Source organism: Streptomyces sp. NPDC051582 (assembly GCF_040681715.1).
In the GTDB taxonomy this organism is placed as follows: domain Bacteria; phylum Actinomycetota; class Actinomycetes; order Streptomycetales; family Streptomycetaceae; genus Streptomyces.
In genome coordinates this window covers 37561-62237 of record NZ_JBFAZJ010000028.1, presented here as the reverse complement: position 1 = coordinate 62237, position 24677 = coordinate 37561, and the positions used below count along the sequence as shown (strand labels likewise).

Genomic DNA, 24677 nt, shown 5'->3' with positions numbered 1-24677 from the left:
GGGGCACCGCTCCGTGTCCTACTCCGTGCAGAAGATCTGCCACCACTTGCACTTGGGCGGCTCCGGCGTGGGACTGGGGCTCGGCGAGGGCGGCTGCGCCGACCCGGAAGCGCTCGGCGACGGCTTCCCCGACTGACTCGGCTTTACGGACGGCCCCGACCCGGTGGCCCCTTTGGTCGGCCCCGTCCTGCCCGACGCGGAGGCGGACACCGTCGGACCCGGCTGCGCGGACCCCTCGGCGGACGCCCCGGGAGCGGCCGACTGCGGACCGCCCGCGGCGGCCTTCGCGGACCCGGAGGCCTTCACCGGCTGCAGCGGCGTGGGCGCGGCGGGGGTCCCCTTGCCGCTCGGCAGCGGACCCGGGTCCTGCGGGCCGTTCCCGTCGGTGAGCACCACCTCGGCCGCGCGGTCGGTCTTCTGCCCCTCGGTGACGATCCGGGCCAGCACGACCGTGCCCCCGGCCGCGAGCGCCAGGCCCAGCCCGAGCGTCAGGAGGGTCCGGCGGCGCCTGCGGTGCGTGGCGCGGCGCCGCGATCCGGCCCGGCCGCCCCGGTCGGCACCGGACAGCACGACGAGCGAGTCCGCGAACGGATCGGCGAACGGGTCCTCTGCCTCGGCCCGCGCGGAGCCGTACGGGCCTGCGGGCACGGCGGACACCCCGGGTGCGGCGGGCGGCAGGTACTCGATCGGGGTACCGCAGCCGGCGCACGCCAGGGCGCCGTTGAGGTGTCTCCGGCACGCGTGGCAGTAGTCCATGACGTCCGCACGCTACGTGGTCCCCTGCAACATCCGTATCGCGGGTTCGTGGAGGTCCTGTGTGGAATCGTTGCCTCCATGACTGCGTCCGCAACCCCGGGATCCTTCGGTCCGGCCGCCTTCCAACTGGTGCTGCTGCGTCGGATGGCGGACTTCCGGCCGGACCTCGCCGAGGCGGCGCGCCGCAGCCTCGGCGCCTCGCTCGCCGAGCAGCGGGAGGCGAACAAGCGCTGGCAGGCGATGGTGCGCTCGCCCCGCTCGCGCGGTGCGCTGGCCCGCTACCGCTCGGTGCTCGGGCCGCCGCAGTCCACGGCCGCCCGCACCATCGGCGATCTGGAGTGCGAGGCCCTGCTGTGGCCGGTGCCGCTCTGGCCGGACCTGCGCTTCGAGGTGCTGGCGGCGCCGGACGGGGCGGTGTGGAACGAGTGGCTGATCCGGGCCCCGGGTGCGCCGGGGCCCGTACTGCGGACCCCGGAGGACCTGTCGCCCTGGTCGGCCACCGTGGACGAGGTGGCGCGGGCCTTCGCCCCGGTGCGCCCGCTGGAGGGCACCGCGCCGACCCGGTGGCGTCTGGCGTTCGGTGCGCAGGGGCGGCCGTGCGTGGCGGAGTTCACGTACGGCCTGCTCCAGCGCGTCGCGGTCGACGGGGTCGAGGTTTAGGGGACACACCCCTACGAGGCGAGGAAGGCCCGGACCCCGGCCGAGGTGGCGTCGTCCCCCAGCAGGTCGTTGTGGCCCAGGCAGCCGACCGGCGTGTTGGCCGCCCCGGCAAGCGGGACGCTGTCGTCGGGGTTGACGACCTCGTCGCAGTTCGACCAGAACGTCGCGTACTTCACCGCGCCCGGGGTCTCGTCCCCCGCGTTCAGGTTCTTCACGACGTACGAACCGGGGGTCATGTCCCGGCAGGCCTGGTCCCACAGGGCGCAGGCCCAGGCGGTGGAGGTGCCGTGGTTGGGGCCGGCCAGCGAGACCCAGTGGTCCACGGTGGCGGTGCCGCCGCCGAACTTCACGTACCAGCGACCGACCAGCGAGCCGAGCGAGTGCGCCACGATGTCGACCTTGGCGGCGCCGGTCTGCCGGCGGACCTGGTCGACGTACGCGCCGAGCTGCCCGGCCACGACCTCGTTGACCGACCGGTGCGTGTCGTAACCCCACGAGAAGAGCTCGGAGTCCGCGTACCCGGCGGCGCGCATGTCCTCGCGCAGGCCGCCCCAGACGCCCGGGTCGGCGTTGTAGCCGTGGATGAAGACGACCGGGTTGTGCGACTGCACAGGGGTGGCGGCCCGGGCCGGGAAGGGTGCGAGGAGCGCCAGGCAGAGCGTCAGGAGCGCGAGCAGTCTCTGGCGGGGCGTCAGCATGGGGTCCCCTTTACCTTGTTACGCGCGAGTAGCGCGGTCAGTGGCGGCATCGTGCTGCCTGTCGGTACAGAAATCCACCCCCGTGCAGCACCTCGCGCCCCGTGCGACACACCCGGCCGGAGCAGCACAACGGGCGGTATGACCCGTTCGCCCGAGAAGATATGAAATGCAACCGGCAGCCGCCGGACTCTTGCGCCAGCGCTCTCGGGAGGATCTGCCGTGACCGTCAGTCTTGAGCAGTTGCGCCGCTGCCACGTCGCCGTCGACCTGGGAGCAGCCAGGACCCGCGTCTACGTCAAGGGCGCCGGCCTGGTCGTCGACGAGCCCAGCGTCGCCGCCGTCAACACCCGCACCGGTGCGCTCATCGCCGTCGGCACCTTCGCCGAACGGATGACGGGCCGCACGCCCGACTACATCCGCGTCGTCCGCCCCGTCTCCGGCGGCACCGTCGTCGACATCGAGATGGCCCAGCGCATGCTGCGCCACCTGCTCGGCGAGAAGCTGCGCCGCGCCCTGCGCCGCAAGCCCCGGCTGCGGGCCGCCGCCTGCACCCCGCACGACGCCGACCCGCTCGCGCAGCGGGCCGCCGTGGAGACGATGGTCGGGCTCGGGGCCCGGCGCGTCGAGCTCGTCGACACCCTGATCGCGGCGGCCGTCGGCTGCGGCCTGCCCGTGGAGCAGCCGACCGCGACGATGATCATGGTGTGCGGGGCCGCCGCGACCCAGATCGCCGTCCTCTCCCTCGGCTCGATCGTCACCGCCCAGCGGATCCCGGTCGGCGGCGAGGCCATCGACCACGCCGTCGTCCAGCACCTGCGCCACGCGCACGAACTGATGCTCCCGAGCCAGGCCGTCCGGCCGCTCCAGGTGGCCCTGCACGGCAACGGCATCACCGGCGGGGGTCCCTCCTCCACCCTCATCCACGGCCGCGACGTGGCCACCGGGCTCGCGCGTTCCGTCCAGGTGGACACCGCGGCCGTCCGCGACGCCATCCACACCCCGCTGACCGCCGTCCTCGACGGCATCGGCAAGGTGCTGCGGGACTGCCCGCCGGACCTGGTCGCCGACCTGACGGACCGGGGGATCATGATGGTGGGAGGCAGCGCACTGCTGCCGGGCCTGGACCAGATGCTGCGCGACGCCACCGGAATGCCCGTCGCCATCGCGGAACGTCCGGACGTGTGCGCCGTGCTCGGTCTCGGCATGATGCTCGAAGGGAAGATCGCCCCGATGGTCCTCAACCCGCTGGCCGAATGACGAACGAGGTGCCCGAGCCGGCCGATCCCGCGGAAGGGGCCCGTCTGCCCGTACTCCTGGAGGCGGTGCTCAGCGTCGGCTCCGAACTGGAGCTGCAGGCCACCCTCCAGCACATCGTGGACTCGGCGACCGAGCTGTGCTCGGCCCGGTACGGAGCGCTCGGGGTCATCGACCCCGAGCGCCTCCGGCTGACCGAGCTGTACACGGCCGGGCTGAGCGAGGCGGAGCGCGCCGCGATCCCCCGGCTGCCCGACGGGCGGGCGGGCGTGATCGGCGCGCTGATCACCGATCCGCGCCCGCTGGTGCTGGAGGACCTGTCGACGGACCCCCGCTCCTCGGGGTTCCCGCCGGGCCATCCCGTCATGCACAGCTTCCTGGGCGTCCCGATCCGGGTCCACACCGAGGTCTTCGGCAACCTCTACCTCACGGAGAAGCAGGGCGGCGGACCCTTCACGGACGAGGACCTCGCACTGGTGCGGGTCCTGGCCTCGCAGGCGGGGATAGCGATCGGCAACGCGCGGCTGTACGAGACGGCGCGCCGCCGGGAGCGCTGGATCGAGGGCGCCGCCGCGGTCACCACGACCCTGCTGGCCGGCCGCCCGGCCGCCGACGCGCTGATGTGCGTGGCCGAACGGGCCCGGCTCCTCGCGGACGCGGCGGCCGGGGTGGTCCTCCAACCGACCCCGGAGGGCGGCATGGAGATCGTGGCCGCCTCCACACAGGGGGACCCCGGGGACCTGGTCGGGACGGCGATCGCCCCCGGCTCACCGGTCCTGGTCCAACTCCTCGGCGGCGAGCCCGTCTTCATAGTGGACTCGGCGACGGACCCCCGGATGACCACGCACGTGCGGGAACGTTTCGGCCCGAGCATGATGCTGCCGCTCCAGAGCGGCGGCCAGCTGATCGGCACCCTGGCCCTGCCGCGCGCCCGCGGCGGCCGCCCGTACGACGCCGTGGACCGGCTGCTGGCCTCGCAGTTCGCCTCCCAGGCCGCGCTGGCCCTCGTACTGGCGGACGCGCAGCACGACCGCGAGCAGCTGGCCGTCTACGAGGACCGGGACCGGATCGCGCGGGACCTGCACGACCTGGTGGTCCAGCGGCTGTTCGCGACGGAGATGATGCTGGAGAGCACGAAGAAGCGCTCGGCCTCCGCGCCGGCCGGGGACACGGTCGGCGACGAACTGGGCCGGGCCGTGGATGAGCTCGACTCCACCATCCAGGAGGTCCGCACCGCCATCTTCGCCCTCCAGCAGCCGCCGAGCGACGCCCCGACGACGGTTCGCGGCCGGATCCTGCGGGAGACGGGCGGGGCGGCGGTCCTGCTGGGCTTCCAGCCGTCGGTCCACTTCGCGGGCGCGGTGGACGCCCTGCTCCCGGAGCCGGTGGCGGGCGACCTGATGTCGGCCCTGCGCGGCGCCCTGGCCGCGGCCCACCGCCGCTCGCAGGTCGCGTCGATCGAGGTCGAGGTGGACGCGAACCCGACCCGCGTCCGCCTGACGGTCACGGACGACGGCCACACGGAGTCGGGAACGCGGGGTACGACGCTCAACTGGGAGTCGGCGCTCTAGGGGGTGTCCCTCTGGGCGGTGGCGGGCCCGTGGGCGCCCTTGAGGGCGATCCGGGTACTGGACTGCGCCACGCCGGCCTCGCGCTTGAGCCGGCGCAGCAGTGCGTCGAGCGCGGCGGGGTCGGCGGCGCGGGCCCGTACGAGGTAGTCGTACTCCCCGGTCACGTGCACCACTTCGGTGATCCCGGGAAGCCTCACGACCTTCTCCTCGAACTCCTCGTTGGTGGTGTCCTGCCGCAGGCTCAGGTCGATGAAGACGACGAGCCCGCCGCGGGTGTCGGCGGCCGGATCCACGATGACGGTGAACCCGCGGATCACCCCGTCCCGCCGCATCCGGCGCACCCGGTCGGCGGTGGCGTTGGCACTGAGCCCGACGCGCACGCCGAGATCGCGGTACGAGATCCGCGCATCCTGCTGCAGGATGCCGAGGATTTCCCTGTCGAGGCGGTCCATACGGCGATTCTCGCAGCGAAGCCCGATAAGCGCCGCTGCACCCGATGCCGTTGACCCCACCCTCGTCCGCATGAACGGACTTCTCTCCCCCGCCCTGTCCGGGGCGGTCGCGGGCCTGGGCGTGGCCATGCCGATGGGCGCCATGAGCGTGCTGCTGCTCCAGGAGGCGATGCGGCACCGCCGCACGGCGATGGCCGCGGCGGCGGGCATCGCGACGGTGGACCTCGCCTATGCGGCCCTCGCCACGGCCCTCGGCCCCTGGGTGGCCTCCCACGTGACACCGGTCGAAGCCTGGATCCGCCTCCTGTCGGCGACCGTCCTCCTGTCGATCGCGGCCCACGCCCTGTACCGCAGCCGCGCCCTCCCGGTAGCGGAGCCCTCGGCGGTGACGAAGCCGCCCGCGCCGCCGGGGCCGCGGCTCAGCCCCGTCCCACCGGGCCCGCCGGCCGTCGAGGCCCGGGCCCCGGAGCCCCGCCCCGGCGTTCCGGCTCCGCCGATCGCGCATCCGGCCCCGCCGGTACGGAAGGCACAAAGGTCCGGGGACGCCCGGACGGCCTTCGGACGGTACGTCGCGCTCACCGCCGTGAACCCCACCACCGCCCTCTACTTCGCCGCCCTCACCACCGCCCAGGCCTCCACCCTCACCGCCCCCGCCACCGCCGCCGCCTTCCTGGCCGGCGTGGCCATCGCGTCCCTCCTCTGGCAGCAGGCCCTCGTCGCCATCGGAGCCGCCGCCGGCCGCCGCATCTCCCCCGCCGCCCGCGCCTGGACCTTCCGCCTGGGCTACGGCCTGGTCGCCGCCTACGCCCTCAAGCTGGCCTTCCCGCTGCCGTAGGGGGTGCCTCGTCGATCAGCCAGGGCGCCCGCCCGATCGACGAGACAACCCCTAGGTCGGCGCGAGCCGGGCCCCATAGGGTGATCCCGTGACGACGACCCGCCTCTCGGCCCGCGCGGCCATCGCCTCCGTGGCCGACCCCGGCAGCTTCGCCGAACTCCCCTCCCCCCACCGGGATTCCGCCCCCGACGGGCCGCTGGCCTGGGCCGGATACGACGACTCCCGGGCCCGCGCCACCGCCCGCACCGGCGAGCAGGAGTCCGTCGTCACCGGAACCGCCCTCATCGGCGGCCGCCCGGCCGCCGTGATCTCCTTCGAGTTCGGCTTCCTCGGCGGCTCCCTCGGCGAACGCACCGGAGACCGGCTCGAAGCCGCCTACACCTACGCTCGCGAACACCGCCTCCCCCTCGTCTCACTGATCGCCACCGGCGGCTCCCGCATGCAGGAGGGCATGCTCGCGCTGACCCAACTCCAGCGCGTGGCCCGCCAGTCCGTCCTGACCCGGGCCGCCGGGCTGCCGCAGATCGCCGTGCTCCGCGATCCCACCACCGGCGGCGGCTGGGCCACCCTCGGTGCCGGGGCGGACGTCGTGCTCGCGCTCCCGGGTGCGCAGGTCGGCTTCGCGGGCTCGCGGGTGCGGCCGGCGGACGCGGATCCGGCGGCGTACACCGCCGAGGGGCAGTACGCCTCCGGGCACGTGGACGCCGTCGTCCCGCCCGCCGAGCTGCCGGCGACCCTCACCGACTGGCTGCGGGTGCTGGCCGCGCCCCGCTCCGCCGAACCGGTCGAGCCCCCGGCCGCACTGGCCGACGTACCGCCCCCCAAGACCGGCTGGGACGCCGTCCGGCTGGCCCGCCACCCCGGCCGGCCGCACGCCGAGGCGTACCTGGACGCGTACTTCGGCCTCCGGCTGCCCCTCTCCGGCGACCGGGCGGGCGGCACGGACCCCGGGATGCTGTGCGGGTTCGGGCTGCGGGAGGGGCGGGCCGTCGCGTACGCCGCCCAGTGCGGCACCGCCACCCGCCCGGCCGGATACCGTACGGCGGCCCGCGTCATCCGCCTCGCGGACCGCCTCGGGATCCCCGTGCTCACCCTGGTCGACACCCCGGGCGCCGCCAACGACGCCGCCGCGGAGCACGCCGGCGCCGGCGCGGCCATCGCGGACGCCTTCGCGGCGCTCGCGGCGGCCGCGGTCCCGGTGACCACCCTCCTGATCGGAGAGGGCGGTTCGGGCGGAGCCCTCGCGCTGGCCGCGCCGGGGAACACCTGGGTCACCCCGGACAGCTACTTCTCCGTGATCGCCCCCGAACTGGCGGCGGCCATCCTCAAGCGCCCCGCCTCCCAGGCCCCGTCCACCGCGGGCCAGCTCCGCATCCGCCCCCAGGACCTGGTCGCCCTGGGCGTGGCGCGCGGCGTGGTCGGCCCCGCCTGACCCGACTCCCCCGCGTTGTCAGAGGCTTCGGCCAGGATGTGCGTCATGACGGACGGAATGACTTGGCTGGCGGTCCCCGAGTCGATCGCCTTCGGCGGGTACAGCGTGGTGATGGCCCGCGGGCTCACCCCGGAGGAGCTCGTCGGGCGCCTCACGGAGAACCTCCGGTACGGGCCCGAGCACACCGCCGTACCGGTGGGCGACCTCACCGGATCCGAGCTGCTCGCCCTCCTGGACGGCCACGAGGACATCGGCCTGCGCTACGGCCGCTGCGGCGACTGGTCCTACACGGTCGCGTACGGGGGCTGGACGGGCGGGTTCTGCGGCGGGCTGCCGCTCTCCCGCGGGGGCGTGGACATCTGCCACCTGGAGTTCGAGGAGGAGAACGGCAAGCCGGTCCCGCCGCAGTTCGCGCACTTCCGCGACGAGGTCGTACTCAGTGCCTTCAACCTGCACCTGGACGGCTCCTGGGGCTACGACGGGGTCGACGGCGAGCCCGGGACGGCCTCCCGGCTGCAAGCCGGACTGACCGCCGCGGGGCTCCCGGCGGACGAGGGCACGGACGACGACGCGGACGACCGGGAGGTCCACCGCACCGCCCTCGGCGTGCTGGAGCGCCACTTCGGCCTCTCGCTGCCCCGGGAGGAGATCGTGAGCGGCACGCTCCCGGCGGTACTCCTGGAACCGGCGTAGCCCGCGGGCGGGCAGGCCGCGCGCAGCGGCGGCCCGTGCCTCCCCTTCACGGCCGTCCGGATCGCGAGTACCGCGCCGGGCTGGTCCCCACGTACCGCCCGAAGTGCCGTGTCAGGTGCGCCTGGTCGTAGAACCCGGCGGCCGTGGCCGCCGCGGCCGGGCCCATTCCGGCCAGCAGCAGCCGTCGCGCCCGGGCCACCCGCCGACCGGTCAGGTACGCGTGCGGCGGCAGCCCGTACGCCCTCCGGAAGCTGCGGATCAGGTGGGTGGGGTGGACGTGTCCCAGCTCCGCCGCTGCCTCCGCCAGGGTGATCCCCTCGACCACCCGTGCGTCGAGCAGCTCGCGCAGCCGTACGGCGAGCCCCGCGCCCGGTCCGCCACCGCGGGCCGGCTCCCGGCCCGCCAGCCGGATCCACAGCCGCTCCCGGACGAAGGCCAGCCACGATTGCGCCTCGAAGCCCTCGGTCGGCGGCGAGTGCCGTGGGCCCAGGGCGAGGTGCAGCCCCTGCACGCGCTCCAGCAGCGGGCGGTCGAACAGCAGCGGCGTGTCGACGGCGGCCCCGGCCAGGCGCTCCGGGAGGACCGAGGCGTCGAGGTACAGGACCCGTTTGCGGAATCCGGCCTCGGTGACGGTCCGTCCGTCGTGCACGACCCCGGGCGGCAGCAGGATCACCGCGTCCGAGACCCCGATCCCGTGCCGCTCCCGGTCGAGCGCGAAGTCGACGCGGCCGCCGTCCAGGATCATCAGGGCCCAGGTGTCGTGGACGTGAGCCGGGTACGCGTGGTCGGTGAAACGGGCGTGGAAGACCTCGGCGATGCCGGGGACCGACGGCTGCCAGGCGGAGACGGTGCTGCGCGGACGGGTCGCGGCCATGCCAGGAACGTACAAGACGGCCCCCCGGCCGCTGCGGCAGCCTCTCCCCATGACGACGAACCCTACGCACGCGACGCAGCCGACGCACGCGGTGAACATCGCGCGGAAACTGTCCGCCTTCGACGAGCAGTGGGCCCCGCGCCGCATCGCCCGGATCAACGACTACGAGGTCAAGGCCGCCAAACTCCAGGGCGAGTTCGTGTGGCACGCCCACGAGGACACCGACGAGCTGTTCCTCGTCGTCAGCGGGACCCTCAGGATCCGCCTCCGCGACGCGGAGGTGACCGTCGGCCCCGGCGAGCTGTACGTCGTCCCGCGCGGGGTCGAGCACTGCCCGGTGGCGGACGAGGAGGTCTCGATCCTGCTGTTCGAGCCGGCCGGCACGGTCAACACGGGCGACGCGGGCGGCGAGCGCACCCGGGAGCCGGTCGACGCCTGAGCCGTCCCCGGGTCTCGCGCGTCAGGCGGCCCGGACGCGTCACGCCTGCGGCGACCTCGCGTCGTACCGGGCGAACCCGCGCCAGCGCACGGCCAGCAGGAGCAGCACCAGTACGCATCCCAGCCCACCGCCCGTGATCGCCACGGCCGGGGAGGTCAGGTCGGCGGTGGTCCCGGCGAGGAAGTCCCCGAGCCGGGGTCCGCCGGCGACCACCACGATGAACACGCCCTGCAGCCGACCCCGCATCTCGTCCGGGGTCGCGGCCTGCATCATCGTGGAGCGGAACACCATGGAAATGGTGTCGGCCCAGCCCGCCAGGGCCAGGAAGAACAGCCCGAGCCACAGGTTGCGGGTGAGCCCGAAGACGGCGATGGCCAGCCCCCAGGCGGCCACGGAGATCAGGATCGCCAGCCCGTGCCGGCGGATCCGCCCCTGCCAGCCGGAGAACAGCCCGCCCAGCAGCGCCCCGACGGCGGGGGCCGCCACCAGCAGGCCGACGGTCTTGGCGTCGCCGCCGTACCAGAGCACGGCGATGGCCGGGAACAGCGCCTTCGGCTGGGCCAGCACCATGGCGGCCATGTCGGAGAAGAAGGTCATCCGGATGTTCGGCCGGGTGCCGAGGAAGCGCAGTCCGTCCAGCACGGAGGCCCGCCCCCGCTTGCCGCCCTCCCGCTCGGGCAGCATCGCGGGCAGCCGCCACACCGCGTAGAGCGCGGCGCAGAAGGTGACGGCGTCGATCAGGTACGCGGCCTGGTAGCCCCACCAGCCGACGATGAGCCCGCCGAGCACCGGGCCGATCATCGTCCCGGAGGTCATCGTCACCGAGTTCAGCGCGTTGGCGGCGGGCAGCTGCTCGGTCGGCAGCAGCCGCGGGATCATCGCGGAGCGGGCGGGTCCGTTGAGGGCGCCGCAGACCGCCTGGAGCGCGACGACCGAGTACAGCAGCCAGACCCGGTGGTAGCCGAGGAGCGCGGCGCCGGCCAGGGCGATCGAGAGGGCGGTCAGACCGAGGGAGCTGTACAGGCCGAGCTTGCGCCGGTCGACGGTGTCGGCGATGGCGCCGCCGTAGAGGCCGAAGACGACGAGCGGGACGAGGGAGAAGAGGCCGACGAGCCCGACCGAGAAGCTGGAGCCGGTGATGTCGTACACCTGGAGCGAGATCGCGAGGGCGGTCATCGCCTGGCCCATCCAGGAGATGGTGCTGCCGACCCACAGCCGCCGGTAGTCCGGGGACGTGCGCAGCGGGGTCAGGTCCGCGAATATTCGCGTGGGGCGTCGGGCGGGGGCGGGTGTGGGGGTGCTCGTACCGGTCACAGCGGATGATAACCAGCGGCCGTTCGGCGACCCCAGGCATTAACGAGCCGGGACTCGTCCCCGCCGGTGCGCGTCCCTGCCGGTGCCCCTGCCGGTGCCCCTGCCGGTGCCCCTGCCGGTGCTCCTGCCGGTGCCCGTGCCACGGCCCCTGCCCGTGCCTCTATCCGCGCCCCTGCCCGCACGCGCACCGGCACCAGTCGCCCCACCCGGATCCACGGCATCAGACCGGGCCGGTCCTTGCCGGTAACTCGCCACTATCACACGACATTTGACTGAATCGACGTGCGCTCCTGCGCTGCCGTTCCACTCATGATGAAACGACTCGTATGTCCAGGGAGGCGTAGTGATCGAACCTGGCAACAGCACCACGAGCACCGGCAGCGCGGACAACGGAGTCCACGCGACCCCTCTCACAGCCCCGCTGACCGTGGGGGTCGAGGAGGAGTTCCTCCTCGTCGACTCCCGTACCCTGCGGGTGGTCCCGGCCGCCCCGCTCGTCCTGGCCACCGCTGCGGGCCTGCCCCACGAAGTGCACCCCGAGGGCACCCGCTACCAGGTGGAGATCTCCACCCCCGTCGCCGATTCGGCGCCCGTACTGCGCGCGGAGCTCGCCACGCTGCGGCGCACCCTCGCCCGGGCGGCCCGCGCCCACGGCTGCCGGCTGCTGGCCGCGCCCTCGCCGGTCGTTGCGGTGGAGGGGCCGCTGCACCTGACCGACGACGAGCCGCGCCAGCGCGAGCAGCACCGCCGCTTCGGCTCGCTGACCGACACCCTCGTCAGCTGCGGCCGCCACATCCACATCGGCACCTTCGACGTGGACACGGCGGTGGCGGTGTCGAACAGGGTCAGACCATGGCTGCCCACGCTGATCGCGCTGGCCGCCAATTCGCCGTTCTGGGGCGGCCGTGACACGGGTCACGCCAGCTGGCGGGCGATGGCCTGGTCGGGCTGGCCCTCGGCCGGGCTGCCCCCGCACTTCACGTCCACGGCCCACTTCCGGCGCTCGGTGCAGACCCTGCTCGGCTCGGGGGCGGCCCTGGACACGAAGATGGTCTATTGGGACCTGCGCCCGTCCGGGCACTGGCCGACGCTCGAAATCCGGGCGCCCGACATGTCCCCGGACATCGACACGGCGATCCTCCAGGCGGAGCTGGTCCGCGCCCTGGTGGCGACGGCCCTGCGGGACATCGAGGAACTGCGTCCCGAGCCGGCGCTGCGGGACGACGTACTGCGCCTCGCGCGCTGGCGGGCGGCCCACGACGGGCTGGAGGGCTTCGGCCTCGACCCGTACACGGGGGCGGAGATCCCGGCGGCCGACCTGGCGGAGGCCCTGCTGGACCTGGTCGCCCCGGAACTCGCGGCGTCGGACGAACTCGACCACGCGGCCAAAACCCTGGGAGGCCTCTTGCGCGACGGCTCGGGCGCCCACCGCCAGCGCGCGGCCTACGCCCGCCGCCAGGACCTGAACGACGTACTGCGCCACCTGGCGGACGAAACGGAGAACTTCTAGCCCGCCGCCGGCCCTGAGCCGCCGAAGCCGCAGGTGCGCTCGTTTCCGCACCTGCGGCCCCGGGGGGCGCCGGCGGGACGTACCGCGCGCATGCGGGGCCCGGGCCGGGCGCGCAGCATGGAGGTGCGGCCCCCTCGCGCCGCCGGACCGAGGCGATCACCGCGGCCGGCGCCGGTCCTGGGCGGGCCGGCGTGCCTCCGTACACCTGGAGCCCCACATGTCCCGCCTCCCGCTCCCCGGCAGGTCCCGGACCGCCTGCGCCGTCTTCGCGGCCGGGCTGGCAGCCACCCTGACCGTCCTGCCGGGCGGCGCCGCCCACGCCTTCACCGGCGACAACCACGAGGACGTCACCCGGGCGGCACTGCCCTGGGAGCCCGTCACGCTGACCGCGATGGCCGACGCCCACGACGGGGCCGTCAACGCCAACGACCGCCGCCCGTACTTCGACGTCGGCGCCCTGCACTGCGACAACGCCGACTACCTCGCCCCCCGGTACTCCGCCGGCTACCCCCGCACCAGGGACGAGGCGACCACGGAGCTCCTCGCCTGCATCCGTACGTCCGTCGCCCGCTTCCGCAACGCGGTCCGGGCCGCCGACGGCCTCGTCGACGCCCACGGCACAGTGCGCGCCGATCAGAGCGACCTGTCCACCCCCTGCGCGTGGGACGAGAAGCCCGGACGGGCCAAGTGCGCCGTGCTCGAACAGCTCGGCCGCGGCTGGCACCAGATCGAGGACTTCTACTCGCACTCCAACTGGAGCGACCGGTCCGCCGCCGGTCCGATCGGCCTCGACAACCCGCCCGGTCTGGAGCGGACGGACCACCCGCCGTTCCTCGACATCCGCCGCTACAGCGCCATGAAGGACGCCGACTGGACCCGGGACGCGCGCGGTCGGATCCCCTCGGACCTCGCCACGGGCTGCTACCCCGACTTCGACTCCACCGGCGTCAAACCCGCCGACTGCGACGGCCGCGTCGCCCACAACCGCACCCTGAACAAGGACACCGCCGCATCCGCGCGCGCGAAGACCGGCGCAAGGGCGGGCGACAACTTCCGCCGGGCGACCGCCGGGGCCACCGCCGAACTCACCCGCCAGTGGAACGACTTCAAGGCGGAGCTGCTCGCGGCGTACCCCGATCAGGGGCGCGGCGCGCAGATGGTCTGCGCCATCGTCCACGACGACCCGGCCGCCGCGTGCCCCTGACCGGCGGCCTGCCCCTGACGCTTCAGGCCGCCTGAGGGGTGAAGGAGAACAACGCGTCCGCTCCCGGCCGCACGACGCCGTAACTGCTCTCCGGCACCTCGTTCCAGGCACCGGGCAGATCGCCGAGGGGCTCGGAAACGACCAGGCGGGTCTCGTCCGAGACCTCTCGCAGGAACGCCACGTCGGGGTGGAGCCTGCGCAGACTGTCCACGCGGCTGCTGTAGAACAGCGACCTCGACTTCCCCTGGCTGGAGTAGCGGAAGGCCCAGACGCTCTCACCGTCGCTCACGGCCACCGTCATCTGCAGCGGGAACTCCACTCCGTGCTCGCGGCCGATGCGCTCCACGACTCCGGCCATCCGCGCCACGGCGCCCGGCGGGTCCTGGTCCAGGCCGAAGGTGACGGCGAGGTAGAACATCACTTCGGAGTCCGTCGTCCCCTCGATGTCGACGAACAGCGCGGGGTCGACGAGCAGGCAGAGCTCCCGGCGGATGAGGTGGAAATCGGCGATGGCCCCGTTGTGCATCCACAGCCAGCGGCCGTGCCGGAAGGGGTGGCAGTTCGTCTGCTGCACCGCCGTTCCGGTCGACGCCCGGATGTGGGCGAAGAACAGCGGGGACTCGACGTGATCGGCGATCTCCCGCAGGTTGCGGTTGTTCCAGGCGGGCCCCACGTCCCGCAGGACCGCCGGAGTACTGGCGTGATCCGTGTACCACCCGATGCCGAAGCCGTCGCCGTTCGTCGTCTCCACACCCAGTCTGGAGTGCAGGCTCTGATCGATCAGCGAGTGCGCCGGCTTGTACAGGATGGTGTCGAGCAGAAGGGGCGAACCTGAATACGCGAGCCATCGGCACATGGGGCGACCACCTGTTTCCTCGTTCTCCAACGCGGTCCGGCGGCGGTTCGAGGGCAGACTCCAGCGGTTCGGAAAGCGAAGACCGGGGGTTTCCCCGCGCCTCGGGGAGGACCGCTGCGTGTCGTCACTACGCCCGCCACCGCTCCGCGAACCCCTGATCTACCGGCAGTCCCATGGTCGGTCCATCTCCTGGTGATCGCCACGCGGGCGGAACGAGGCACGGCACCGCGAGGGCGAGACGCTGTCGGCGCAGCCGGGTGAAGGAGGACTCGACATTGACCACGCTGCGCGTGGCGGCCCGAAGGCCCCGGTCCTGAGCCGGACTTCAGGCCAAGACTCCGCGAGCGGCCCTCGTCCGTGCACCGCAGGCTCCACCGAGACCGCTTCCCGCTTCCGGTGCGGACGCGCCGACGCCGGCACGAGCCGGGAGCTCTGGACCGTGATCACGAACACGCCCGGAGCCCGCCGAGCCCCTATCCCGGCAACAAAAAACCGCAGGTCAGAACGTTTCTTCTGACCTGCGGCACGGTGGGGCGGGTGGGACTCGAACCCACGGCCGACGGATTATGAGTCCGATCGAGGACAGTCCGGAGGATGCCGCCGGATGATCCACTCTGCCGTTTTGGCTGGTCGTTGGCTACGAGCGCCGCCTTGGAGGGACGCCCCGTGCTGCCTCATTCTTGAGCGTCCGTTCCCATCGGGTTCCCAACTCTCACCCCGGTAATCGCATCGCTGAGCAGGCGCGGGTGGCGCCGACGCAGTTCCCCCGTCGGCGCCGCCCGCCAGCCACAAAGAGCGCCCTCAGGAGTCAACGATGATCAGCTTGCTACAGGTGACGACCCTGTGCGTCGGCCACGTACTTCTTAATTTCCACCAACCCCGGATAGGGGCCACCTGACGCTCGATTCTCGTCAGCATAAGAGGGCCGAAAATGCTCAAATCGAAAGAACTCATTCAGCCCGCGAGTGACGGAAACGTGCCCTTCATCGAAGCGATAGCCGGGGTCGATCTCGTCTCGAATTCGATCACAGAGCATGTTGACTGCCGCCGTGGCATGGTAGACAAGCTCATGGATCAGATCGACATTGAAGTCGAATTCGTCTCCATACTGCTTATAGAGATTTTCGTCCCAATCGATCTCTTTATGCTTCTCTCGAAGGCAAAATCGGTCACGCATATTTCGGTGGTATGCGAATTCTCGATCGATGACACCGATCAGATCCCTCCAGACATCCAGAAAGACCCTCACCGCTCGCTGAACACCTGGAAAGTGCGCTGTGGGCCACGTTCGATTACTCAACCAGATCACAGTTTCGGAGTAACGCTCGAACCTATCTCGGTTCATTACCGGGGAAGGCTCCAGGAGAGATGAGGTCCAACCATCCCACTCATCCAAGTCGACCCTGCGGCTCAACTCACTAATGAACCTGGAGAAACGCTCGACAGCTTCCTCGTTCCCCCGCGTCGACCTTTCCATGCTTCGATCGACCGCCGCTTCATGGTCTTTTTTCATGTCGAGAAGAACTTCGACAGGGAAGTACCTTCCGCCAGCCGCATCGATCACCTTATGATGCTCCTCGCAGAGCAAAATAAGATTCGAATAGCTATCCCTGACCTTTTGTGGCATTTCCAGATCGGCTCGGGGGCCATTATCCGACTCTGCGACTATGTGGGCTTCCTCTCCCAGAGTCACACTATGCGCAGCTTGCGGAGTGTCAATATATTCCCCGATCTCCCTAATTAGCTTCTTTGCGCATTCCGGGAACGCGCACCTCCCGCCTGATTGGCCCCATAGACGCTTACGGTCAGCTGTAGAAATCCCCACACCGCTCCGTCCGCAAAATAGTGTTGGCGACATAGTGCAGGATGGTGAAGCCAACTTGCACTGTTTTCGCGGGATTACAGGACCTACCACCCCACCGTGGTTGACACGCGCTGCTGCCTCTGAGATGAACGTCAACGCTCCACACGAGCCTGCCGCTGTCGGTACCTTGCTAATGAGCTGGCCCGAAGGCGCCGTCACCTCGACAGGTACGCCAGGCCGCGCAGGCACAGGGGGTGCGCTGATGTTGGAGGAAGCCGAGGAGATCGGTCGTCGCGTCCGGCGGGCACGGCTGCGGCTCGGCATGCCGCAGGCCGACCTCGCCGCCGCCCTGGGCAAGACACAGGGCTGGGTGTCCAAGATGGAACGCGGCCTGATCGAGCTGGACCGGGTCGGGCTGCTCAACCTCGTCGCCGCCGAGCTGCACGTGCACCCCAATGACCTGATCGGCCGGCCATACGCGAGTAGTCCCGCCGAGAATCAGTGGCAGGTCTCGGCGGCGTCCATCCTGCGCGAGCTGCGCCGCTACGACCTCGCGCCGATCTTCGACGGCGCTCCGCGCGCGTCCGGTGAGCTGTGGCGGGACATGACCCGCCTGCACCGTCTCCGCGACGCCGCGGCCAACACGGCGATCCTCGCGACGCTCCCCGACCTCCTGCGCGAGGCCCGCGCCCTGGCCGAGGCCGCTACCGGCCACGAGCGCGAGGAAGCGTTCGGGATCTACGCCGTGGCGTGCAAGTTCGCCCACACCGCCGCGCACGCCCTCGGGCACCCTGAGCTCGTCGCCATGGCGGCCGAGCGCGCCGCATGGGCGGCTCGCCTCTCGGCCGACCCCGTCATGCCCGCGCTCGCCGACTGGATGCGCGTCTGGGACATGTGGGCCACGGCTGATTGGGACGACTCGCTCACCCTGTCCGACAAGGCCATCGCCAGCGTGCAGCGCGAGTACGAGCTCGGTGAGCCGCTCGCCCTGCGGATGTGGGGCACGCTCCACCTGCGCGCCGCCGTCGCAGCGGCCCGTGCCGGCCGACCGTCCGAGGCCGACGAGCGGATCAACCACGCTCGCGACGCTGCCCGCCGGATGGCAGGCAACCACAACCCACCTATCTACGACCGGCACTCGGTCACCTTCTCCCCCGGCAACGTACAGATCCACGCGATTAGCGTCGCCCTGGAGACCGGCGAGCAGACCAAGGCTCTCGCCATAAACCGACGCACCGCGCCCGAGCTCGTTGCCGCGCTCCCCAACTCCCGTCAGGGCCACCACCACATGGACCTTGCCCGCGCGTGGCTGTGGGACGGCAACCGCGACCGCGCGCTCGCCGAGCTGGAGACCGCAGAGCGGATCGCCCCTCAGCTCGTACGGAACCACCCGATCGCTCGGTCGACCCTCCGCGGCATCGTCTACGCCGAGCGGATCAGCACCCGCGAGAAGCTGCGCCGCATGTCAGACCGCTTCCACCTGGACGGATGAGGGCGGGTATTCCTCCAATTCATATTGAGCCCCTGACGCGCCCCTAACTTCTGGGGCATGACAGGACGACCAACACCCCATCTGCCCTCACAGGGCGGCGAGTTAGGGACGGCCGGACCGTTCTACCCTCGACTTGGCGACCTCGCCCGCGACACCGCCAAGGACGGCCGAATCGGCGTCGTCGTGACGCTACCCAGAGTGGGCGCCAGCACGTATCACTTGCGTCCGCCGGGTGGTGGCGACGAGTGGTCGGCGCCGGCCGATGGAACTACTCTGCGCCCCGTCCCGGCACAGGCCACGTACGTGACTCCAATGCGACGCGACGCCGTGTACGACCAGCGGGCCCAGCAGGGCGCGCTGCCGGTCCTGGTCCACGACGACGACGGCGGTACGGCGGAGTCCCTGCTCGTCCTCACGCCGGACCAGGTCGAGTTGTATGTGATCCAGTTCGAGCGGCTCATCTCCCAGCGCGAGCAGGCACAGGGGAACGCAGCATGACCGCGCGCCACGCCGTGCAGCGCGGGGCCACGTCCGGCGATCCGGTGGGCCGCGTCCTGAGCTGGATATGGGTGCTCGGCACCGCCGCGGGATTCGCTGCGCTCGCCACCCTGACCACTGGCGAGCTCGGCCACCGCGACGCACCGTCGGCGCTGGCCATCCCCGACGCCGGATTCCCGGCGCTCTGATCTCCCCGCCCGCTCGGATGACCCGACAGATCCCGGGCGGGCAGGGCGCACCTCTGTCGACACCGTCCCCAGTTGCGCCGGCCGAGGCGCTTCACAGCATGTCCCATGCACCAATGACCAAGGAGGCAAGGACCGTGACCGTAATCCAGGAGCGTCCCGCGACCGACGCGCGGAATCTGATCGGCGCCAAGCTGCGCGCGACGCTCGTGTCCAACATGCAGGCCAAGTTCCCCGAGCTGACCGACGACAAGGCCGACCGCGGCGTCGGGCAGATGATCGCCTTCCTCGCGGCGGGCGCGTACAGCGACACCCCGCTCAGCCCGTCGCCGCTCGTCGATGACTTCTGGCACGCCTTCCTGCTGCACACGCAGGCGTACCAGGACTTCTGCTCGGGGACGATCGGCAAGTTCGTCCACCACCAGCCCGGGTTCCTCGACAAGGAGGCGCACGGCGGCGGCAAGGCCCTGCGCGCCCGGACGGTCGACGCGATCGTCGCGTCCGGATTCGTGATCGACATGGAGTTCTGGCCCGAGCTGGACCTCGCCGACTGCTCGCAGTGCCACGCCAACTGCCACAACAGCCCCAAGTACGCCTGACGTACCGCCTGCGGTCGGTCCTCGGCTTGTGCCACTCTGTGGCCGAGCCGGGGACCGGCTTCCGTTCTGCACGAGGAGTACGCGGGTGGACCGCACCGCATGGCTTGAGCTCCCGCCCGAGTCCCGTAGCGCCGTCGAGGCCTACACCGGCCCCGTCGAGCACGCCGAGACCGCAGAGACCGGCGTGATGGCCCGACTCGCCTGCACCCTCCACACCGCCGCCGGGCCCGTCTTCGTCAAGGGCACCCGCAGCGACGAGCCCGCAGCGTGGATGTACGACTACGAGGCGCGCGTGACCCGCGTCGCACCGCTCGCCCCCCGCGTGCTCTGGCAGGTCGACGCCGGCGGTTGGCTGCTCACCGGGTACGAGTACCTCGTCGGCACACACCCAGACCTCAGCCCCAGCTCACCCGATATCGGTCCCTTCCTCGACACACTCGCCACGATGTCCGAGGCCCCGTGGCCGGAGCAGGTGCGCAAGAAGCCGCTGCACGTCCGCTGGGCCGGGTTCTTCGCTGACGACCGCTGCCCCGATCTCGAAGGCCGTGCCCTCGTCCACTCCGACGTGTCGCCGCTGAACATGCTGGCCACCTCGAACGGAATCCGTGTACTGGACTGGGCCCTCGCCTGCCCCGGCCCAGCGTGGGCAGACACAGCTTTCGCCATCCCTCGCTTCATTCACGCCGGCCACACGGCGGAGCAAGCCGAAGCCCTCGCCCGAGCGGTGCCTGCCTACCACTCCGCCGAGCCCTCGGCCGTCGCCACTTTCGCAGCCACCCTCTATGGCGTCTGGGAGAGTCGCGCCGCTACCGACCCGGCGCCGCACCGGGCCCCCCTGATCGCTGCCGCCCGAGCCTGGACCATGCATCGCAGCAGCCAGGAGGTACACAGCGCTTAGTACCGAAACCCAGTGCGATCGTCCTGCCGGGTTTCTATCCTGATCGTATGGATGCCACACCCCCCGAGCCCCGCCTGTTCGCGAACCGATGGCCCGAAGGAATCGGGCCGGACGGTCAACCCATCCACCGGGAACGCTGCACCTGTTTCAATCAGTACAAGGTGCAGCCACGTGCCCGGGTCGGTTTTCACGGAGAGCATCAGGACACGTCTTCTGCGGGTTGGCTGCGCCTTCTCGCGCTCGTCGAAGAGGCGGCTGCGGACGGCAGGGAGGAGTTCAACCCGCTCGTCGAGCTCAGCCCGCAAGAGCGGCGCGACGTCATCACCCTGCCCGCGAGCATCGCCCGACTGACTGAGGTCAAGCACTTGAGGCTCTATGGCAGCAATCTCGTGCGGATTCCTCCGGAGATCGGCGCGATGACCAATCTGGAGGAGTTCAGCCCGTACACCTCCCACCGGCTGCACTGGTTCCCGTACGAGATCACCCGGTGCTCGAAGCTGGCAAACAGCACGGTCAGCACCCGCTCCCTGTTCGGCAACTTCAAGCTTCGTCCGCCCTTCCCCCGGCTGCGGAAGACGAGCGAGGTCCAGTCCGGCGACCGCCTCGCCGCACTGGACCCGAAGCAGTGGGGCACGACAGCAATCAGCACCTGCAGTGTCTGTGACGGGCCGGTGGAGGGACGAGAGCTTCACCAGCGGTGGATCTCGCTCGTGGTCGCCACCGACGTCCTACCGCTACTCGTCAATGCCTGCTCGACCTCCTGCGTCGCCGCGCTGCCACCCGGCGCCGCCAAGCACGCTCCTCAGCCCCACTCGGGCGGATGGGAAGCAGTCCAGCCGTCGGCTGACTGGGCCTGACGTCTTCCCTTACAAAGCACAGCTCCGCTAGTTGGCGGTGATGTGCTTTGTAAGGCGCACTCTGTCAGCTACGCATCGAGCCGTGCCGCTTCTTGATCGGCAAAGCGGGCAGCGATTGCGCTGCGCAGCCCGTCGCTGTCACTGGCTGAGCCGTCGACCTGGCGCCGCAAGCCCGCGACGGTTTCACGCAGACCGGACTCGGCCTGGTCGAGGTCGAGGCGGATGCGCAGGGCCGCACTCTGATCTTTGGGCAGGCGGTCGACGGGGGCCCGGTCGATCGTGCGCAGCACCGGGGCCGGGTCCGCTTCAGTCCAGTCGAGGCCAGCCAAGCCCTCAGGCTTGGCGCTCCGAGCAGCGAGGTACGACGGGAGCTCGACACGCAGAGCGTGCAGGGTGTCGAGGTCTGCCGAGCCGATCACATCGGCAGCGCTGCGGCCAGCGTCGAGCAAGGCGCGGGCTCGGTCCCACGCCCGCCCCTTGCGGGTGTCGGCGAGGAGTTGCTCGGTTGCGGTGCCCGCGGTCGGCGTCGAAGTGCGTCATCCCGTGGGAGCCGGCCGAGCTCGGCGCCTTCCTCGACCACATCGGCACGCACCGCCTCGGCGCACTCTTCGAGGTGATCGCCGGAACGGGCCTGCGCCGCGGTGAGGCGTGCGGGCTCCGATGGGACGACGTCGACTTCGCCCGGCGGGTGATCGTCGTGAGGCAGCAGATCGTGCAGGTGTCCGGGCTCAAGAAGCGGGACCTGCCACCCGTGGCGTGCCCGTACTGCGAAGGGGGACACATCGGTCTGATGTTCTCCCGCCCCAAGACGGCGAGCGGCGAGGATCGGATCATCGATCTCGACGAGCTGACCGTCGGTGCGCTCCTGAGTCACAAGCTGCGGCAGGAGGAGGAGCGCCGCAAGTGGAAGTCGGCGTACCAGGACCACGGGCTCGTGTTCGCCCACGACGACGGTGACGCCCTGTGCCCGGATCACGTCTCCAAGCTCTTCGGTGGCCTGATCGGCGCCGTCCGTTTCGAGAACGACGCGCACCTCCCCGACGGGGAGCGCCAGCGCCTGCGGCGGGTGCGGCTGCACGACCGCCGGCACGGGCAGGCGTCGCTGATGCTCGCCGCCGGGGGCGACATGGCGATCGAGTCGAAGCGCCTCGGGCACTCCACGGTGACGATCACCACAGACCTGTACTCACACCTGCTGGGTGGAGTCGGGCGAGACGCGGCCGAGAGGGCGGCATCCCTCGTGCCGCGCCGGCGGCGCGAGCAGGTCCAGCCGGGGGACTCTGGTTCCCAGGTCGTTCCCAGCCAAAGGCTTGAGCTCGGCTCGCCTGATGGCGCGACAGGCCCCGGAAACGTCGAAGCCGCAGGTGCGATCGTTTCTGCACCTGCGGCTTGTGGTGGGGCGGGTGGGACTCGAACCCACGGCCGACGGATTATGAGTCCGCTGCTCTAACCGGCTGAGCTACCGCCCCTTCACGGCGTGGCGCGTACATGTGTGCGCGCCGTCTGCCGCAGCATAGCCGCTCATACGATCTCCTGCCTCGGATGCCTCGCATGATCGGCTTCGCCTGCTGAGGGAGACCGTTCTGAGGGCTGCCCGGTTCCCGAACCAGGGCAAAAAGAAAGAGGACCCCGTCGTGAGGTCCTCTTCTTCCATGCTCCCCCGACTGGACTCGAACCAGTAACCTGCCGGTTAACAGCCGGCTGCTCTGCCAATTGAGCTACAGGGGACTGCGCTCCCCCGACTGGACTCGAACCAGTAACCTGCCGGTTAACAGCCGGCTGCTCTGCCAATTGAGCTACAGGGGATTGCTGCGGTGCACCGAACAGCCCACCTCCGGCCCGGCCGGAGGGGCGAGCGCCCGTTGCGAGTCATAGATTAGCGCAAGCAGGGGGGTGCTCCGCCAATCGGTATCGCCAGCCGGCCGGGCACCACACGACGAAGGGTGGCAGGCATGCGGTACAAGGTCACGTTCGTGGTCGGACTGGCCCTCGGATACGTCCTCGGAACCCGTGCGGGGCGCGAGCGTTACGAGAAGCTGAAGAAGTCCGCGCGCGAGATCGCGCAGAACCCCGCGGTGCGCAACGCCGCCGAGAGCGCCGGGCAGACGGGGCGCGAGTACGCCGGGAAGGCCTTCGCCGCCGTGGGCCACAAGGTGGGCGACGCGGTGCCCTCCTCCCTGGCCGGACGGGTACGGGGCCTGCGCGACCGGGCCGGCGGCGGCGCGGAAGACGAATGGGGCACCAGCAACACCTGAACCGCGGGAACCGGGCGGGATCCGGCGCCTCCGGGCGGCGGATCCCGCCTCGGCGTGCGGCAGAATTCTCCGCATGGGGATAGTCGCCGGGCTGGACAGCTCTTCCGCCTTCACTCGTATCGTCGTCTGTGACACCGACACGGGTGCCGTGCTGCGCCAGGGGTACGCCCCGCATCCGCAGCCCGCGGGCGATCCCGAGAGCGCCCACCCCCACGAGACCGACCCGCAGGCCTGGCTGCTCTCCCTCGGCGAGGCCGCCGGCGGCGGGCTCCTCGAAGGCGTCCAGGCGATCGGCGTCTCCGCACAGCAGCACGGGCTGCTGCCCCTGGACCAGCAGGGCGCCCTCGTACGTCCGGCCCTGATCGGCAACGACAAGCGCGGCCAGGTCGCCGCCGCCGACCTGATCGAGGCGCTGGGCGGCCGGCAGGCCTGGGCCGAGGCCGTCGGATCCGTCCCGCACTCCGCGCAGCCGGTGGCGAAGCTGGCCTGGCTGGCCCGCACCGAGCCGGATGCGGCCCGCCGGGTGGCCGTGCTGATGTCCGCGCACGACTGGCTGGTGTGGCAGTTGCTCGGCCGGCCGGCCCGGCGGACCACCGACCGGGGCGGCGCCTCGGGTACCGGGTACTGGTCGCCGGCCACCGGTTCGTACCGCCCCGACCTGGTCGAGCTGGCGCTCGGGCACATGGCGCTGCTGCCCGAGGTGCTCGGGCCGGCCGAGGCCGCCGGGATGACGCCGGAGGGGCTGCTGATCTCCGCGGGCACCGGGGAGACCATGGCCGCCGCGCTCGGGCTGGGGCTCGGCCCCGGCGACGCGGTGGTCTCGCTGGGCGCGTCCGGGTCGGTGATGGCCGTGCACCACGAGGCGCTGTCGGAGCCGGGCGGACTGATCACCTCGCTGGCCGACGCCAGCGGCATGCACCTGCCGGTGGTGAACACCTCCAACGCCGTACGGGCGCTGCGCGGCACCGCCGAGCTGCTCGGCACCGATCTGGAGGGGCTGTCCGAGCTCGCGCTGAAGTCGACGCCGGGTGCGCACGGCCTCGTACTCCTGCCCTATCTGGAAGGTGAGCGGACACCGAACCTGCCGCACACCGCCGGGACCCTGTCCGGGCTGCGCCGGGACTCGATGAAGCCGGAGCACCTGGCCCGGGCCGCGTTCGAGGGCATGCTGTGCGGGCTGGTCGACGCGCTGGACGTGCTGCGCTCGCGCGGGGTGGAGATCCGCCGGGTGTTCCTGCTGGGCGCGGCGGCCGAGCTGCCCGCCGTACAGGCCGCGGCTCCGGGGCTGTTCGGCACGCAGGTCGTCGTACCGGGGCCGGCCGACTACGCGGCGCTGGGTGCGGCGCGCCAGGCCGCGTGGGCGCTCGGGGTGCAGCAGGGCACGCTGGCCCCGCACACCCCACCGGTGTGGCCGGGCCCGGCGGCGCAGGTCTTCGAGCCGGGCGAGGAGTACCCGGCCTGGCAGGCGGTGCGCCAGCAGTACATCGCGACGCGGGAGCAGATCCACCCGGGGGCCTTCCAGGGCTGAGTTCCGGGGGCGC

The 24677-nt window shown here is 71.6% G+C and carries 25 protein-coding genes, 3 tRNA genes and 1 pseudogene; 18 read left to right on the top strand and 11 right to left on the bottom strand.

Features of this window, described 5'->3' with window-relative positions; translation table 11 throughout:
- Positions 1-18 precede the first annotated feature (18 nt).
- Positions 19-756 (bottom strand): hypothetical protein, encoded by a 738-nt coding sequence (locus tag AB0M92_RS30020; RefSeq protein ID WP_366105451.1) that lies wholly within the window; start codon positions 754-756, stop codon positions 19-21.
- 78 nt (positions 757-834) lie between these two features.
- On the opposite strand from AB0M92_RS30020, the gene AB0M92_RS30015 reads away from it, so the two are divergent.
- Complete coding sequence (locus AB0M92_RS30015; protein WP_366105450.1) at positions 835-1416, top strand: hypothetical protein; 582 nt, start codon at positions 835-837, stop codon at positions 1414-1416.
- A gap of 11 nt (positions 1417-1427) precedes the next feature.
- Here the strand turns inward: AB0M92_RS30015 and AB0M92_RS30010 are convergent, their stop codons facing one another.
- The gene (locus tag AB0M92_RS30010) at positions 1428-2114 is read right to left on the bottom strand and encodes a triacylglycerol lipase (RefSeq protein WP_366105449.1); all 687 of its coding nucleotides are present in this window, start codon (positions 2112-2114) and stop codon (positions 1428-1430) included.
- Positions 2115-2333: 219 nt separating this feature from the next.
- Here AB0M92_RS30010 and AB0M92_RS30005 point away from each other — a divergent pair, with 219 nt between their 5' ends.
- Positions 2334-3371 (top strand): rod shape-determining protein, encoded by a 1038-nt coding sequence (locus tag AB0M92_RS30005; protein ID WP_366105448.1) that lies wholly within the window; start codon positions 2334-2336, stop codon positions 3369-3371.
- On the top strand, positions 3368-4939 hold the full coding sequence (locus tag AB0M92_RS30000) for a GAF domain-containing protein (protein WP_366105447.1): 1572 nt from the start codon (positions 3368-3370) through the stop codon (positions 4937-4939). Before AB0M92_RS30005 ends, AB0M92_RS30000 begins: the two co-directional genes overlap by 4 nt.
- Here the strand turns inward: AB0M92_RS30000 and AB0M92_RS29995 are convergent.
- Positions 4936-5391 carry an Lrp/AsnC family transcriptional regulator gene (locus AB0M92_RS29995; protein ID WP_366105446.1) on the bottom strand — a complete coding sequence of 152 codons (456 nt, stop codon included), beginning with the start codon at positions 5389-5391 and terminating at the stop codon, positions 4936-4938. The two genes, AB0M92_RS30000 and AB0M92_RS29995, sit on opposite strands and share 4 nt — an antisense overlap.
- 70 nt (positions 5392-5461) lie before the next feature.
- On the opposite strand from AB0M92_RS29995, the gene AB0M92_RS29990 reads away from it, so the two are divergent.
- From AB0M92_RS29990 to AB0M92_RS29980, 3 genes are all read left to right on the top strand, one after another.
- Positions 5462-6226, top strand: coding sequence for a LysE family transporter (locus tag AB0M92_RS29990; RefSeq protein WP_366105445.1), 765 nt, complete (start codon positions 5462-5464; stop codon positions 6224-6226).
- Between the two features lie 88 nt (positions 6227-6314).
- Positions 6315-7658 (top strand): carboxyl transferase domain-containing protein, encoded by a 1344-nt coding sequence (locus AB0M92_RS29985; protein ID WP_366105444.1) that lies wholly within the window; start codon positions 6315-6317, stop codon positions 7656-7658.
- Between the two features lie 45 nt (positions 7659-7703).
- Complete coding sequence (locus AB0M92_RS29980; protein WP_366105443.1) at positions 7704-8351, top strand: hypothetical protein; 648 nt, start codon at positions 7704-7706, stop codon at positions 8349-8351.
- Positions 8352-8397: 46 nt separating this feature from the next.
- Here the strand turns inward: AB0M92_RS29980 and AB0M92_RS29975 are convergent, their stop codons facing one another.
- Complete coding sequence (locus AB0M92_RS29975) at positions 8398-9225, bottom strand: helix-turn-helix domain-containing protein (RefSeq protein ID WP_366105442.1); 828 nt, start codon at positions 9223-9225, stop codon at positions 8398-8400.
- A 49-nt stretch (positions 9226-9274) separates the two neighbouring features.
- Here AB0M92_RS29975 and AB0M92_RS29970 point away from each other — a divergent pair, with 49 nt between their 5' ends.
- Positions 9275-9664, top strand: a complete 390-nt coding sequence (locus tag AB0M92_RS29970) for a cupin domain-containing protein (RefSeq protein WP_366105441.1) — start codon at positions 9275-9277, stop codon at positions 9662-9664.
- A gap of 39 nt (positions 9665-9703) precedes the next feature.
- On the opposite strand, the gene AB0M92_RS29965 is transcribed toward AB0M92_RS29970, so the two are convergent.
- Positions 9704-10978 carry an MFS transporter gene (locus AB0M92_RS29965; RefSeq protein WP_366105440.1) on the bottom strand — a complete coding sequence of 425 codons (1275 nt, stop codon included), beginning with the start codon at positions 10976-10978 and terminating at the stop codon, positions 9704-9706.
- Between the two features lie 343 nt (positions 10979-11321).
- Between AB0M92_RS29965 and AB0M92_RS29960 the strand changes: the two genes are divergently transcribed.
- Both AB0M92_RS29960 and AB0M92_RS29955 read left to right on the top strand, forming a co-directional pair.
- Positions 11322-12488: a glutamate--cysteine ligase gene (locus tag AB0M92_RS29960; protein ID WP_366105439.1), complete on the top strand. Its 1167-nt coding sequence runs from the start codon at positions 11322-11324 to the stop codon at positions 12486-12488.
- Between the two features lie 217 nt (positions 12489-12705).
- Positions 12706-13692, top strand: coding sequence for a hypothetical protein (locus AB0M92_RS29955; RefSeq protein ID WP_366105438.1), 987 nt, complete (start codon positions 12706-12708; stop codon positions 13690-13692).
- Between the two features lie 22 nt (positions 13693-13714).
- Here the strand turns inward: AB0M92_RS29955 and AB0M92_RS29950 are convergent, their stop codons facing one another.
- Together AB0M92_RS29950 and AB0M92_RS29945 are read right to left on the bottom strand one after the other, a co-directional pair.
- The gene (locus AB0M92_RS29950) at positions 13715-14548 is read right to left on the bottom strand and encodes a class II glutamine amidotransferase (RefSeq protein WP_366105437.1); all 834 of its coding nucleotides are present in this window, start codon (positions 14546-14548) and stop codon (positions 13715-13717) included.
- Between the two features lie 826 nt (positions 14549-15374).
- The gene (locus AB0M92_RS29945) at positions 15375-16241 is read right to left on the bottom strand and encodes a hypothetical protein (RefSeq protein WP_366105436.1); all 867 of its coding nucleotides are present in this window, start codon (positions 16239-16241) and stop codon (positions 15375-15377) included.
- 373 nt (positions 16242-16614) lie between these two features.
- Between AB0M92_RS29945 and AB0M92_RS29940 the strand changes: the two genes are divergently transcribed.
- From AB0M92_RS29940 to AB0M92_RS29915, 6 genes are all read left to right on the top strand, one after another.
- Positions 16615-17844: a helix-turn-helix domain-containing protein gene (locus AB0M92_RS29940; protein ID WP_366105435.1), complete on the top strand. Its 1230-nt coding sequence runs from the start codon at positions 16615-16617 to the stop codon at positions 17842-17844.
- Between the two features lie 312 nt (positions 17845-18156).
- Positions 18157-18342, top strand: a complete 186-nt coding sequence (locus AB0M92_RS29935) for a hypothetical protein (protein ID WP_366105434.1) — start codon at positions 18157-18159, stop codon at positions 18340-18342.
- A complete protein-coding gene (locus tag AB0M92_RS29930) occupies positions 18339-18530 on the top strand; it encodes a hypothetical protein (RefSeq protein WP_366105433.1) in 192 nt (63 codons plus the stop codon). Before AB0M92_RS29935 ends, AB0M92_RS29930 begins: the two co-directional genes overlap by 4 nt.
- A 134-nt stretch (positions 18531-18664) precedes the next feature.
- Positions 18665-19126, top strand: coding sequence for a hypothetical protein (locus tag AB0M92_RS29925; protein WP_366105432.1), 462 nt, complete (start codon positions 18665-18667; stop codon positions 19124-19126).
- 85 nt (positions 19127-19211) lie between these two features.
- Positions 19212-20024 (top strand): phosphotransferase, encoded by an 813-nt coding sequence (locus AB0M92_RS29920; protein ID WP_366105431.1) that lies wholly within the window; start codon positions 19212-19214, stop codon positions 20022-20024.
- A 47-nt stretch (positions 20025-20071) separates the two neighbouring features.
- The gene (locus AB0M92_RS29915) at positions 20072-20881 is read left to right on the top strand and encodes a leucine-rich repeat domain-containing protein (protein ID WP_366105430.1); all 810 of its coding nucleotides are present in this window, start codon (positions 20072-20074) and stop codon (positions 20879-20881) included.
- 68 nt (positions 20882-20949) lie between these two features.
- Here the strand turns inward: AB0M92_RS29915 and AB0M92_RS29910 are convergent, their stop codons facing one another.
- Positions 20950-21210, bottom strand: coding sequence for a hypothetical protein (locus AB0M92_RS29910; RefSeq protein WP_366105429.1), 261 nt, complete (start codon positions 21208-21210; stop codon positions 20950-20952).
- Between the two features lie 284 nt (positions 21211-21494).
- Here AB0M92_RS29910 and AB0M92_RS29905 point away from each other — a divergent pair.
- Positions 21495-22016: pseudogene (locus tag AB0M92_RS29905) on the top strand (tyrosine-type recombinase/integrase); the annotation flags it as partial.
- Positions 22017-22273: 257 nt separating this feature from the next.
- On the opposite strand, the gene AB0M92_RS29900 reads toward AB0M92_RS29905, so the two are convergent.
- The 3 genes from AB0M92_RS29900 to AB0M92_RS29890 all read right to left on the bottom strand — a co-directional run bounded on the left by AB0M92_RS29900 (position 22274) and on the right by AB0M92_RS29890 (position 22687).
- Positions 22274-22350: transfer RNA gene (locus AB0M92_RS29900), tRNA-Ile, on the bottom strand.
- A gap of 186 nt (positions 22351-22536) precedes the next feature.
- Positions 22537-22609 (bottom strand) — tRNA-Asn (locus AB0M92_RS29895).
- 5 nt (positions 22610-22614) lie between these two features.
- A tRNA-Asn gene (locus AB0M92_RS29890) sits at positions 22615-22687 on the bottom strand.
- Positions 22688-22833: 146 nt separating this feature from the next.
- Between AB0M92_RS29890 and AB0M92_RS29885 the strand changes: the two genes are divergently transcribed.
- Positions 22834-23136, top strand: coding sequence for a YtxH domain-containing protein (locus AB0M92_RS29885; protein ID WP_366105428.1), 303 nt, complete (start codon positions 22834-22836; stop codon positions 23134-23136).
- Positions 23137-23209: 73 nt separating this feature from the next.
- Entirely contained in the window at positions 23210-24664 is a 1455-nt protein-coding gene (locus AB0M92_RS29880) for an FGGY family carbohydrate kinase (protein ID WP_366105427.1), read from the top strand.
- The last annotated feature ends 13 nt before the right edge of the window (positions 24665-24677 follow it).

Coding starts and splice junctions, on each gene's coding strand:
- AB0M92_RS30000 (WP_366105447.1), top strand. CDS start 3,368: ATGACGAACGAGGTGCCCGAGCCGGCCGATCCCGCGGAAGGGGCCCGT.
- AB0M92_RS29885 (WP_366105428.1), top strand. CDS start 22,834: ATGCGGTACAAGGTCACGTTCGTGGTCGGACTGGCCCTCGGATACGTC.
- AB0M92_RS29970 (WP_366105441.1), top strand. CDS start 9,275: ATGACGACGAACCCTACGCACGCGACGCAGCCGACGCACGCGGTGAAC.
- AB0M92_RS29950 (WP_366105437.1), bottom strand. CDS start 14,548: ATGTGCCGATGGCTCGCGTATTCAGGTTCGCCCCTTCTGCTCGACACC.
- AB0M92_RS29975 (WP_366105442.1), bottom strand. CDS start 9,225: ATGGCCGCGACCCGTCCGCGCAGCACCGTCTCCGCCTGGCAGCCGTCG.
- AB0M92_RS29935 (WP_366105434.1), top strand. CDS start 18,157: ATGCGACGCGACGCCGTGTACGACCAGCGGGCCCAGCAGGGCGCGCTG.
- AB0M92_RS29880 (WP_366105427.1), top strand. CDS start 23,210: ATGGGGATAGTCGCCGGGCTGGACAGCTCTTCCGCCTTCACTCGTATC.
- AB0M92_RS29980 (WP_366105443.1), top strand. CDS start 7,704: ATGACGGACGGAATGACTTGGCTGGCGGTCCCCGAGTCGATCGCCTTC.
- AB0M92_RS29990 (WP_366105445.1), top strand. CDS start 5,462: ATGAACGGACTTCTCTCCCCCGCCCTGTCCGGGGCGGTCGCGGGCCTG.
- AB0M92_RS29995 (WP_366105446.1), bottom strand. CDS start 5,391: ATGGACCGCCTCGACAGGGAAATCCTCGGCATCCTGCAGCAGGATGCG.
- AB0M92_RS30015 (WP_366105450.1), top strand. CDS start 835: ATGACTGCGTCCGCAACCCCGGGATCCTTCGGTCCGGCCGCCTTCCAA.
- AB0M92_RS29930 (WP_366105433.1), top strand. CDS start 18,339: ATGACCGCGCGCCACGCCGTGCAGCGCGGGGCCACGTCCGGCGATCCG.
- AB0M92_RS29940 (WP_366105435.1), top strand. CDS start 16,615: ATGTTGGAGGAAGCCGAGGAGATCGGTCGTCGCGTCCGGCGGGCACGG.
- AB0M92_RS30020 (WP_366105451.1), bottom strand. CDS start 756: ATGGACTACTGCCACGCGTGCCGGAGACACCTCAACGGCGCCCTGGCG.
- AB0M92_RS29915 (WP_366105430.1), top strand. CDS start 20,072: ATGGATGCCACACCCCCCGAGCCCCGCCTGTTCGCGAACCGATGGCCC.
- AB0M92_RS29955 (WP_366105438.1), top strand. CDS start 12,706: ATGTCCCGCCTCCCGCTCCCCGGCAGGTCCCGGACCGCCTGCGCCGTC.
- AB0M92_RS30010 (WP_366105449.1), bottom strand. CDS start 2,114: ATGCTGACGCCCCGCCAGAGACTGCTCGCGCTCCTGACGCTCTGCCTG.